Origin of the sequence: Bradyrhizobium genosp. SA-3, assembly GCF_004212635.1 — a bacterium.
Taxonomy (GTDB): domain Bacteria; phylum Pseudomonadota; class Alphaproteobacteria; order Rhizobiales; family Xanthobacteraceae; genus Bradyrhizobium.
This window is the reverse complement of sequence record NZ_PSRT01000096.1, coordinates 20,510-32,000: the sequence shown is the minus strand read 5'-3', so window position 1 is coordinate 32,000 and position 11,491 is coordinate 20,510. Positions and strand designations below refer to the sequence as shown.

The following is an 11,491-nucleotide window of genomic DNA, read 5'->3' as shown; positions in this document are numbered from 1 at the left end:
ACCAGCGACATGTTTCGTCTCCTCGTCTGCGGCGGCCGCGCGGCGTCGGTGCTGGCGATGGGGGGCCATTACATCGGCGCAACCAGCTTTGCTGCAATCCACACAAAATCGTCGGCCCGACGATTCCGGGCGCTCCCGGCACAGGCGCCGTTGCAGAATCTGGTCGCCGAACTCAATCGGCTCTGCCCGGCTCTGCTCATCGGATACGCCAGCGTCATGGCACTCTTGGCCGCCGAGCAGGATGCCGGTCGCCTGCATATTCGGCCGGTGCTGGTTCTTCCGACTTCGGAAGGGCTTTCGCCGGACGGATACGACCGGATCGCAAGGGCATTCCACGCCAAGGTCCGGACTATTTACGTCGCGACGGAATGCCTGTTCATGGCGATCGGCTGTGAACACGGTTGGCATCATGTCAACAGCGATTGGGTGATTCTCGAACCCGTCGATGCGAGCTATCGGCCGGTGCCGCCCGGTGAGGAGTCGCATACGGTCCTCGTGAGCAACCTCGCCAATCGCGTGCAGCCGATCCTCCGCTACGATCTGGGCGACCGCATCCTGCAACGACCCGATCCCTGTCCTTGCGGCAACCCGCTTCCGGCGATCCGCGTGCGGGGCCGCGCTGCCGACATCCTCACGTTTCCAACCGAACGCGGCGAGAAAGTCGCAGTGCCATCGCTCGCGCTTGAGATCGATCATGTACCCGGCGTGGAGTTGTTTCAGATCGTGCAGACTGCGCCAACACAATTGCGCGTTCGGCTCCATCCCGCAGCCGACGCTGACCCAAACCGGGTTTGGCGGGCGGTCCATTCCGAATTGACCAAGCTATTGAACGAGCATGGGCTCGGTCAGGTGTCTGTTGAGTTGGCCCCCGAACCACCAGTCGCATCTTCCGCCGGAAAATACCGCACCGTCATCCCACTGGCTCTGAGCGCTTGAAAATCGTAAGAGCTTCGGGCGGATCGCGCTGCTGCTGCCCTACACCCGCATGTTTGCATTGAACGCGAAGCAACGAGCTGCCCGCTGTAGGTGAACGGTTGGCGATGGCCTTGTCAGGGCAGGCCGGCGTGAACCGGGAATTACGGCGCGCTGGCACCCGGCTTGAAAAGCACCTATAGGCCCCGAACTGTACCTAATCTTTTGCCTGTCTCGGCAAGTCATTGAAATTGCGAACATCTTCTCCGCCCTCCGAGCGCACCATATCCACGCTTAACTCGTTGAAGTTACAGCGTCTTTTTTTACAGAATTACTACGCAAAGTTACTACTTTGTTCGCGTCCGACGTTCCTCCGCTGTTCTCGCGCGGCAGCGGAATGAAATCGTCGAGCAATTGCTCTGATCGAACGCAATGATCTTGTCCATGCCGCTGATGCCGAGCTTCTCTCGATTCGCCTGGGCAATGTAATGTGCTGGCATCTTCGGATCGGTCCAGCCAAACATCGCCATCATCTGGCTCTCGGTGCAGTCGGCGTAAGCAGCAACTTCGGCGCGGGCCTTGCGCACGCCATGGCAGCTCTTCTTGGGCTCGTTGACGCCGGCCATGACCGCGTATTTCTTGAACTTCGCCGCCCACGCCTTCTTGTTCATCGCTAGCACGCGGCCCTTCAGTACTTTGCCGGTGAAGACTTCAGCGCCGATAATCCCGGCCGCACGAGCTGCAGGCAGGCTTTCCGCAAAATCCGGATGTACCGGCACCGTGACAGTGGTGTTGCCGCGGCTCTTTTCGGTTGCGATCTGCACCGCCATCTGGCGCAGGATTTGCCGCATATGCGGGGGCTCGAAGCGATGGGCGTCGCCCAGTCGCAGGAACGTGTAATGAAGGATATCGAACATCAGTCGCGCTTCGGTGCCAAGCGGCCACTTCGCGCGATAGAGCGCCATGTCATCCTCGGTCCAAGGGAGGAAGCCGCCAGTCTCGCGGCTTGCCTTGGCCTTGCCTGACTTCAGCCCGATCGTTGGGTCATCATCCTCATCGAGATGGCGTTCATCTATCATCCAGCGGATCATTCCGCGCAACGCCGAGAGCAGGTTGCCCGCCTGCGACGGCGTGCGCGCTTTCATTTCTTCCTTGATGACCTTTCGTGTCAGCACCGCAAACGGCTTTTCCCCGTTTTCGGGCAGCAGGCTCTCGATTAGCCCGGTGCGCTGGAGCCGCGTCGATTCCGACAGTCCTTCATGGCCCAAGCTGAGATCGCCCAGCCAGTGGTCGCTCTGTTTGTAGAGCGTCCAGTACCAGCGCAGGGCGTGGGGCATTGGCGGCTCTGTAGGAAGTTCCCCGCGCGGCTCGTTGCGCTGCTTTTGTGCGTTGAGATGATCGGTCGCGTCGCCATAGAGCGCCATCTGCGAGGCGATGGCCGTATCACACTCATCGTCGAATGCTTGCGTGCCGAACTCACCGTGGATCCGGATCTTCGGTAAGCCGTTGCGGAGCTGGACGTAATAGCGTGTTTGTCCGCGCTGCGAGCGGTCGGCCTGCACATAGCGGCGTTCGGGCTGCACCAGCGGATCGGGTGCACTACGGCGTTTACGCATCACTCCCCCCAGCGCCGCCACCGCTGCGTCGTACGCGGCGTCGAACGCTTCGGTCCCATGATTGGAGCGAGAGTTCAGGTTTTTCAGATGGTTAGAAGGCGGCGTGTGCACGACGTGTGCACCGGGAGATCAAGAAAAATCTCATGACAGCCAACGTGAGGAGGCTTTGTGGTTCAGCCTACACGCCAAATTCTGAGGGAAGGGACAGGGCGAGTGCTGACCAACACTCTCAGTCCTGCGGTTGAAGTCGTTTCCACCTCAATGCAGTTGGGCGACTCACTGACCCAATTGAGAGCCAAAGACTCTCTCGCTAGTCGCGCTGCCCTCGTTATGACGAGTCGCTGGTCCGGGGCGGTGAGAAGCACCCAACGTGTTGGTCTAATAGTCACTACCGCAAGGCTCTAACGGCTCGTTCGTTGTTTCTTGCGGCCTCTCTGCGGCTCGGTACGGAACGTTTCGTTATTTTGCGACGTGAGCGTCGCCCGGACGTGCTCGGCAAGCTTCAACGCGCTATCGGCGTTGGAAGCAAGACGAGACAGCATTTGGGAGAGCACTCTGAACTCCTCGCGCGTGAGCATTCCAAATAGCGCGTCATTCACCGGGCGTTGCAAGGCGGCGAGCCGGATCAATAGGTTTATCCCGTGCTCGGTCAGCGTGAGCTGCACGCGGCGTCCGTCGCCAGGATGTGGGCTTTTCTCTATCAGACCGTCAGAGACCAGCTTGTTGATCTCGTTGGTGACGAAGGCGCCACTTAGATAGAGCCGTTCGGCGACCTGGTTGACACCCATGGGCCTTTCCGCTGTCGAATTCTTGATCGCGATCAGGATCAGATACTGGGTCGGCGATAGGCCGACAAAGCTCGCGAATGTCTCGCGAGCGGCTTCCAGGCTTCGTCCGAAGGCAAAATAGTCGTAGAGGACACCGCGAAGCGTGCGATCTCCATCCTTGTCGAGCAACTCAGGCTTCGACGCCGTCAACAGCGCATCGGACACGGGCATTCTCTCCGCAAAATCATAGCGTTGGAAGTTGACTAAAGAGCACGCATGCGCTCCGTCAGCAAGGGTATTGACATTCTCAGGTAGCTTTGTCAGAAAGCTATTTGAGAATTATAAATCAGGACCGGGCGACGAGGCGGTGTCCATGGAGGATCGTGCATTCAGGCGTGCTCTCGGCGAATTCGCCACCGGCGTTGCGGTGGTGACCGCGCGCGGGAAGGGCGAAGAGCTTATCGGCATGACCATGAGTTCGTTCAACTCCGTCTCGCTCGATCCGCCGCTCGTTCTTTTCAGCGTCGACCGCAAGGCGCGCAGCCTGCCTGCGATGCTCGAAGCCAAAGGTTTCGCCGTGAACATCCTGGCGCGTGACCAGGAAAACATCTCCAACCAGTTCGCGCGCGCTCTCTCCAACAAATGGGACCAGGTGAGGACGTCGGTCGGCCATGCCGAGGCACCGCTGATCTCGGGCGCGATGGCTCATTTCGAATGCGCGCCCTACGCGGTCTACGAGGGCGGCGACCACGTAATCTTCGTCGTCCGCGTCGTTCGCCATGCGAGCCGCGCCCAGGCGGCCGCTCCCCTGATCTTCTTTCGCGGTCGATACCGCGATCTCGTCGATGAAACCCAGCGCGAGCCGACCTGGCCGCTTCCCATTCACTACTAGCTTCGAACCGGAGACCTGCGATGCGCAGCACAAAGGAATATCTGTCGGGCCTCAAGGACGGCAGGACCATCTACATCAACGGCGCCTCGGTTGGCGATGTGACGACGCACCATGCCTTCCGCAATCTCGCCGGCTCCATGGCCGGTCTGTTCGACTTCGCGAGCGCGCCTGCAAATGCGGAGCTGATGACCTTTGACACGGGTGCAGGTCGCGCCAACCGCATCTGGCAGCTTCCGAACTCGTACTCCGAGCTCGTGATACGGCGGAAGGCGCTCGAAGCGTGGGCCTCGCTGCATGCCGGCTTCATGGGCCGCGCCCCGGACCACGTGGCGTCCTGCATTTCCGGGCTCTACATGGGGCTTGACGTGTTCAAAGCCTACGATCCCGCCCGCGCCGGCGCGCTCGAGAGCTACTACCGTTACGCCCGCGACAAGGATCTCTACCTCACCTACGTCATCATCAATCCGCAGGCCGATCGTTCGAAGGGTGCGGCCGAACAGGCCGACCCGTTCCTCACCGCCGGCGTCGTCGATCGCGACGCAGAAGGAATCACGATTCGCGGCGCCAAGATGCTCGCCACCGGCGGCGTTGTTGCCGACGAGGTCTTCGTCACGACCATCCAGCCGATGCGCCCCGGCGAAGAGCGTTATGCGATGTCCTTCGCGATTCCGATGAATACGAAGGGACTGAAGATGCTGTCGCGCAAATCTTACGAGGATGCCGCCGGCGCAGTGTTCGACAACCCGTTGTCGAGCCGTTTCGACGAGAACGACTCGGTTCTCTATTTCGACGACGTGAAAGTGCCGTGGGATCGCGTCTTCATCGAGGGCAACGTCGAAATGTGCCAGAAGCAGTTTCACGCCACGCCTTGCCACGTCTATCAGAACTACCAGGCGATGGTGCGATTAAGCGTGAAGCTCAAATTCCTGACCGGCCTTGCGCATCGCACCGCCGACATGAACGGCGTCACCCAGTTTCCCCAGGTGCGCGAAATGCTCGGCCAGCTCGCGGCCGAGACCAGCATGGTTGACGCCCTCGTGGCGGCGATGGAAGCCAAGGGCACACAGGTCGGTCCATATTTCATCCCGGACCGGCACACCCTCTACTCCGCGCAGGTGCTGACACAGCAGCTCTACGCGCACGTCATCAATACGCTTCGCGAGCTCGCCGGCGGCGGCATGATCATGCTGCCTTCGTCGGTCGCGGACTTCGACAACCCCGAGATCGCGGCCTTGATCGGCAAGACCCAGCAGTCGCCGAAGGCCAATTCGCATGATCGCGTGAAGTTCTACAAGCTCGCCTGGGATGCCGTCGGCTCGGAGTTCGGCTCTCGTCATCAGCAATACGAGATGTTCTACGCCGGCGCGACCTTCGTCACCAAGGGCCACTCCTATCGCACATACGACTGGGCCGGCGCCGACCGTCTGGTCCAGGCCATGCTCGATTCCTACGACCTCAACGGCGTGTCGACCGCCAGCAAAGCCGCCTGAACCAGGGAGCCAACACATGCCTGTCAACAAGAAGCACGACGAATTTCATACACTTGACATGACCACCGGCTGGGAAGTGCCGGCGGGATATCCGGCCGGCATCCAGCAGAAGATCATCGCGGGCGGGCTGGACGAGGAGAACCGGCGCGGGACGCGGACCCGGCTGCTCCGCTTCGCGCCGGGCGTCTACACGAGCGCGCCGTTCTCCCACGAATATTGGGAAGAGGTCTATCTTGTCTCGGGCGATTTGATCGTCGGCAACGATGCGAACGGCGAGGGCGGCAAGAGCTTCCCCCCGAACACCTATGCCTGCCGGCCGCCGCATGCGCCGCATGGGCCGTTCAAATCCGTGAACGGCTGCCTGCTTTTGGAGATGCATTATTTCGATCCGGTGTGATCCGGATTGCTGCCGCACAACATCACTTGAACCGGCTCAGGGGGAGTCATGACGTCCAAAGGTATGTCCATCATAGTTACGCGTGGCCTGTCGTCACTTGAACGGCTCTTCAGGCTGGATCGCGCATTGCCGCCGGGCAGTCTCCGGTTGGTGGTTGACGGTCTTGCAGGTGCGCTTGCGATCGGCATCGTCGCGGCGACCCCGGCCGCAGCGCAGGACAAGCCAAACGCGTTGGGGCTTGGCATCTTCACGTTCACATCCGGTCCTGCCGCCGCCTACGGCATGCCGGGCAAGAACGCGGCCGACCTCATGATCGACGAGATCAACGCAAAGGGCGGCATCGGAGGCGTGCCGGTCAGCGCGACCTATGTCGATGAGGCGCAGGGCGCGCAAGGTGTGATCGCGGAATATCGGCGGCTCTCCGGAGACGCGAAGAACCAGGTGATGGTCGCCGCCCTGTCGAGCGCGAATTGCCTGGCGCTGGCGCCGCTCGCGGAGCAGCTCGAGGTCCCCACCGTGGGCTGGAACTGCGATACCCATCAGCTGCTGATGGACGGCAAGAGCAAATATGTGTTCCGCCCCAACGGCAACACCGTGCCCGAATTCATCGCCTACGCGATCTACCTGCTAGATCGCAAACCCGACGTGAAGACGGTGGCGATCATCAACCCGGACTATGCGTTCGGCCACGACGCAGCAAAGATATTCACAGCGGCGCTGAAAGCCCTGAAGCCGGACGTGGAGATCGTCGCCGAGCTTTATCCGAAGCTGGGTTCGCCGAATTACCAGACCGAGATCTCGCGCCTCGCCACCGCGCGCCCGGATGTCGTTTTCTCCAATCTCTGGGGCGCCGACCTCGAGAATTTCGTTCGCCAGGCCGCTCCGCGTGGAGTCTTCACGAGCAGCCAGGTCATCCTCGCGCTCGGCGAGACCGTGCTGCAGCGCGTGCCGTTGCCTGACGGGGTGATCGTCGGTGTTCTCGGCGACGGCTGGTGGATGTCGCCGGACGCCAAGGCGAAGCCGGAGACGGTGAAGTTCGCCGAAGCCTACAAGGCTCGGTTCGGCGAGTATCCAGTATTCCCGTCGATCAAGATGGCCAACGCGCTGATCTACGTGAAAGCGGCCTATGAGGCCGCGATGCAGAAGAACGGCGGCAAATGGCCGACGCGTGCCGAGCTCGCCGCCGCTATGAAGGGCAGCAAGGTCGAGACGCTGACCGGCACCGCGCAGACCCGCGCCGACAATGACGGTCTCGTCGACCAAATCGTCGGCGTCACCGTGAAGACACCGTCGCAGCAGTTTCCCGTGATCGGCGACATGGTTCGCTACAAGGGCGACAGCCTGATGCCGCAGGCCGGCCAGGATCCACTCGCGTGGATTGCAACGCTGAAGCCCGAGTTTGCCAAAAGCCTGCCGAAGCCGGGAAGCTACAAATAGGTCGGATGACGTTCACCTGATTCCAGTCATGGAAGGCGTAAGCCGATGTCGAATGCAATCATCCCCCTGCTGCTGGACAGTCTGGCCAGCGCCGCGTTGATCTTCTTCGCGGCGGTCGGCCTGACGCTGGTCTTCAGCGTGCTGCGCGTCCTGAACGTCGCCCATGGCAGCCTGTATTCGATTGGCGGCTATGTCGCGGCCTCAATCTGCCTGTTCATCGCCAGCCGGCAGCTCAACCCGTATTGGTCGTTCCTGGCGCTCCTGTTCAGTGCGGTGTGTGTCGCGGCGATATTCGGTCCGTTGATCGAACGGGGCCTCGTTCGCTGGACCTATGGTAAGTCGGAGGCCGTGCAGATCCTGATCACGTTCGGGCTGTTCCTCATCCTGGAGGATCTCCAGCGCGTGATCTTCGGCGTGCAATCTTTCTACGAGGACGCGCCGATGCGATTGCTCGGGACCACGAGCATCGGTGGCGTCGTCTATCTCAACTACCAGATCCTCCTGATTGGGATGGCGTTCCTGGTTGTGATCGGCCTGAGGCTCCTGATCAACCACACCCGGCTGGGGCGCCTGATCACGGCCGTCGTCACCGACCGCGAAATGGCGCAGTCGATCGGCATTGATACCAACCGGATCTTCGTCCTGGCGTTCTCGCTTGGCGTTTTCCTTGCAGCATTGGGTGGCGCGCTGGCGACGCCGACGTCAGGCATCGCGCCGGGGCTCGGGGCCGACACCATGGTGCTCGCCTTTGCGGTTGCGGCGATAGGCGGTCTCGGACAGATCGAAGGAGCCGCATTGGCCTCGCTGATCGTGGGCCTGGCACGCGTGCTGGCGATCTATCTGGCCCCGTCGCTGGATGCCGTCGCGCCTTATGCGGCGATGCTTGTCGTTCTCCTGATCCGTCCCTACGGCCTGTTCGGATCGGTGACGGCGCGGAGGATATGATGCGAACGATCATTGCCGCCGCGGCGGTCCTCGTCCTCGCGCTGCTGCCTCTGGCCGCGCCCTGGCTTCAATTCGTCCTGACGCTTGCCATAGCCAAGGGGTTTGCGGCGCTCGGCGTCGCTGTACTGCTCCGCGCCGGACTGATCTCGATCGGCCACGCGATGTTCTTTGCCGCGAGCGCCTATGGCGTTGCGTTCCTGGCCCGCGCCGGCATCAACGATCTTGGGCTGCTCCTGATCCTGTCGGTGCTGGGCGGCGCGCTTGTTGGCGCTATCGCCGGCTCGTTTCTCGTTCGCTACCGTGCGATCTTCTTCGCGATGTTGAATCTTGCCGTCTCCATGGTGTTCTACGCGCTGTGCGCAAAACTGTACGGCGTCACGGGCGGGACTGACGGCGTGCCTGTGCCGGTCCCGGCAGTGTTCGGCGTCGTGCTTGGCGAACCAGCCTTCAAGAGCGTGCTGTTCTATCTCAGCCTGGGGCTGATGGTGCTCGTCGGTCTGGCCGTGCAGCGCTACCTGAACAGCCCGCTCGGTCACGCGCTCTCGGCGGTCCATACGAACGAGATCCGCCTCGAATATCTGGGCATCCCGGTCTGGGCGGTTCTGCTGATCGCCTATGTCGTGTCGGCGGCGCTCGCCGGCCTCGGCGGCGCGATCGCCGGCTTTGCGATCGGTCGCGTGGTTCCCGATTTCGCGTTCTGGACCGCATCCGGCCACCTCGTGCTGATCGCCGTGCTCGGCGGTATCGGTGGCGTGCCGGGCGCGTTCATCGGTGCCTTGTTCCTTGAATTGCTGCACAGCGCCGCGGTCACCGTCACCGATTCCTGGAATTTGATCGTGGGCATGACGCTGATCATCGTGATCATGTTCATGCCGCAAGGGGTCTATGGATTGTTCGCGCGCAAGGAGACGACGAGCCTATGACGCCTCCCATCCTGGAAGCCAGGGGCCTTCACGTCTCATTCAACGGCGTCAAGGCCGCCGACGACGTCAGCATCGCGATCCATGACGGCGAGTTCCTCGCGATCATCGGTCCGAACGGGTCGGGCAAGACGACGCTGCTCAACATCTGCACGGGCTATATCCGACCGAAATTGGGCAGCGTGCTGCTCGACGGTCACGACATCACCGGTCTGTCGCCGCGTGCCATCGCGCGCCGTGGCGTCGCCCGCGCATTCCAGATTCCGCAGCTCTTCTCCGCACAGCGCGTCATCGAGAACATGATGTTGGCGCTAGCGGCAACGGATGGTCTCTGGAGCGCGGTTCGCCCGCTCGAAACAGCAAGACGGCGTGAAGAGGCGAGCGAGTTGCTCGATCTGGTCGGGCTCGCCCGGGATGCCGACCGGATCAGCAGCACACTTCCCGAAGGGCATCGCAAGCTGCTGGACATTGCGGTTGCTTTGGCGCTGAAGCCGCGGCTCCTGCTCTTGGACGAGCCGACCAGTGGTGTGAGCGCCATCGAACGATTCCCGCTCATGGAGGCGCTCATGAGCGCGCTGCGCCAGCGCCGCATCACCGCACTGTTCGTGGAGCACGACATGGACGTGGTCGCGCGTTACGCGAGCCGCGTCCTGGTGTGGAACGCCGGCAACATCATGGCCGAGGGCCGGCCGGACGAAGTATTCAGCAATGCACAAGTTCGCCAACGTGTCGTTGGGGTGGCCTGATGCTCAGGCTCGACAAGGTCAGTGTCTCGATCGAGGGCGTTCGTGTGCTGCGCGCCGTCAGTTGCGAGATCATCGCACGCAAGACGACGGTGTTGATCGGGCGCAACGGCGCCGGCAAGTCCACGACCCTTCGCGCAATCATGGGTCTCATCGCGATGGACGAAGGCTCGGTCCGTCTCGATGCCGACGATCTCGGCAGCAGGCCTGCCCACACCCGCGCTCGTGCCGGCATTGGCTATGCGCCGGAGGACCGGCGCCTGATTCCGGAGTTGAGCGTGGAGGAGAACATCCGCCTCCCGGCGCTGGCGCTGAAGCTCGACCGTGCCGAGATCGCGCGCAGGCTCGACGAGATCTACCAGCTGTTGCCCGAATTGCACGTGATGCGCGCCAGGCCGGCCGGCGGCGTTTCCGGAGGGCAGGGGAAGATGGTCGCGCTGGGGCGTGCGCTGACGGTCGCGCGCAAGGTTCTGCTGCTCGACGAGCCGTTCCAGGGTCTGGCACCGGCTTTGGCACTCGACTATGCGCGAACGCTCGGCGAATTGCGCAAGCACCGGCCCGACCTTGCCATGCTGATCACCGAATCGTCGCCCGCGCTGCTCGATCGCATCGCCGACAGGACGCTACAGATCGAGCGAGGCGAAGTCCTGACCACATCGACCAAGGATAGAGAATTCCATGTTGCTGCAATTTGACCGCCTCGCAAAGGACCGGACCGTCCGTGTCGGGATCGAGATCGACTGCCTCGTCATCGCTGGCTGGGCGGGCAGGGACGCGGCGGCGATCGAGCACCATATCGAGGAGTTGGCTGCGCTCGGCATTCCGCGGCCCTCGACGACACCTCTCTATTACCGCGTCGCGGCACAAACATTGACCCAGGACAGCCGGCTGACCGTGCTCGGCCCTGACAGTTCCGGCGAGGTCGAACCGGTCATCGTCGCCATGGCTGATGGGCTCTGGGTCGGCATCGGATCCGATCATACCGACCGCAAGGCCGAAGCGTCTGGCATCGCCCTTTCGAAGCAGCTGTGCGGCAAGCCGGTCGGCCCACAGCTCTGGTCTTATGCCGATGTCGAGGGGCACTGGGATGAGTTGGTCCTTCGCTCGTGGGCGACGATCGACGGGAAACGGGTGCTCTACCAGGACAGCCCGGTGTCCTCGCTCAGGACGCCGCGCGATCTCATCCGTCGCTACACCGGCACGGACATGCTGGCAGCCGGCACGCTGATGTTCTGCGGAACGCCGGGCGCGATCGGCGGCATTCGGCCGGGGACGCGTTTCGAGATGGAGCTGAAGGATCCGGTCCTTAGCCGGACCCTGACGCATGGCTACGACATCGACGTTCTTCCGGTCGTCTCCTGATCTTTCCCTC

General features: G+C 62.2%; 12 protein-coding genes. 10 read left to right on the top strand and 2 right to left on the bottom strand.

Annotation, left to right across the window (positions count from 1 at the left end; all coding sequences use genetic code 11):
- Nucleotides 1–936 (top strand): phenylacetate--CoA ligase family protein (locus CWO91_RS43325; RefSeq protein ID WP_165405770.1); only part of this gene is annotated, 936 nt, incomplete at its 5' end.
- A 323-nt stretch (nt 937–1,259) separates the two neighbouring features.
- Here CWO91_RS43325 and CWO91_RS28745 read toward each other — a convergent pair.
- Together CWO91_RS28745 and CWO91_RS28740 are read right to left on the bottom strand one after the other, a co-directional pair.
- A complete protein-coding gene (locus tag CWO91_RS28745) occupies nt 1,260–2,639 on the bottom strand; it encodes a hypothetical protein (protein ID WP_130218365.1) in 1,380 nt (459 codons plus the stop codon).
- 290 nt (nt 2,640–2,929) lie between these two features.
- Nucleotides 2,930–3,526 carry a MarR family winged helix-turn-helix transcriptional regulator gene (locus tag CWO91_RS28740; protein WP_130218363.1) on the bottom strand — a complete coding sequence of 199 codons (597 nt, stop codon included), beginning with the start codon at nt 3,524–3,526 and terminating at the stop codon, nt 2,930–2,932.
- 142 nt (nt 3,527–3,668) lie between these two features.
- On the opposite strand from CWO91_RS28740, the gene CWO91_RS28735 reads away from it, so the two are divergent.
- The 9 genes from CWO91_RS28735 to CWO91_RS28695 are packed head-to-tail and all read left to right on the top strand — an operon-like array spanning nt 3,669 to nt 11,481.
- Complete coding sequence (locus CWO91_RS28735; RefSeq protein WP_130218361.1) at nt 3,669–4,187, top strand: flavin reductase family protein; 519 nt, start codon at nt 3,669–3,671, stop codon at nt 4,185–4,187.
- Between the two features lie 20 nt (nt 4,188–4,207).
- Nucleotides 4,208–5,677 carry a 4-hydroxyphenylacetate 3-hydroxylase family protein gene (locus CWO91_RS28730; protein WP_130218359.1) on the top strand — a complete coding sequence of 490 codons (1,470 nt, stop codon included), beginning with the start codon at nt 4,208–4,210 and terminating at the stop codon, nt 5,675–5,677.
- 16 nt (nt 5,678–5,693) lie between these two features.
- Complete coding sequence (locus tag CWO91_RS28725) at nt 5,694–6,074, top strand: cupin (protein WP_130218357.1); 381 nt, start codon at nt 5,694–5,696, stop codon at nt 6,072–6,074.
- A gap of 48 nt (nt 6,075–6,122) precedes the next feature.
- Nucleotides 6,123–7,511, top strand: coding sequence for an ABC transporter substrate-binding protein (locus CWO91_RS28720; protein WP_245471410.1), 1,389 nt, complete (start codon nt 6,123–6,125; stop codon nt 7,509–7,511).
- Nucleotides 7,512–7,556: 45 nt separating this feature from the next.
- Complete coding sequence (locus CWO91_RS28715) at nt 7,557–8,456, top strand: branched-chain amino acid ABC transporter permease (RefSeq protein ID WP_130218355.1); 900 nt, start codon at nt 7,557–7,559, stop codon at nt 8,454–8,456.
- Entirely contained in the window at nt 8,456–9,379 is a 924-nt protein-coding gene (locus CWO91_RS28710) for a branched-chain amino acid ABC transporter permease (RefSeq protein ID WP_130218353.1), read from the top strand. Before CWO91_RS28715 ends, CWO91_RS28710 begins: the two co-directional genes overlap by 1 nt.
- Nucleotides 9,376–10,122: an ABC transporter ATP-binding protein gene (locus tag CWO91_RS28705; protein WP_130218351.1), complete on the top strand. Its 747-nt coding sequence runs from the start codon at nt 9,376–9,378 to the stop codon at nt 10,120–10,122. The genes CWO91_RS28710 and CWO91_RS28705 overlap by 4 nt, the downstream gene beginning before the upstream one ends.
- Nucleotides 10,122–10,814 carry an ABC transporter ATP-binding protein gene (locus CWO91_RS28700; protein WP_130218349.1) on the top strand — a complete coding sequence of 231 codons (693 nt, stop codon included), beginning with the start codon at nt 10,122–10,124 and terminating at the stop codon, nt 10,812–10,814. Before CWO91_RS28705 ends, CWO91_RS28700 begins: the two co-directional genes overlap by 1 nt.
- The gene (locus CWO91_RS28695) at nt 10,798–11,481 is read left to right on the top strand and encodes a DUF2848 domain-containing protein (protein WP_130218347.1); all 684 of its coding nucleotides are present in this window, start codon (nt 10,798–10,800) and stop codon (nt 11,479–11,481) included. Before CWO91_RS28700 ends, CWO91_RS28695 begins: the two co-directional genes overlap by 17 nt.
- Nucleotides 11,482–11,491 lie beyond the last annotated feature (10 nt).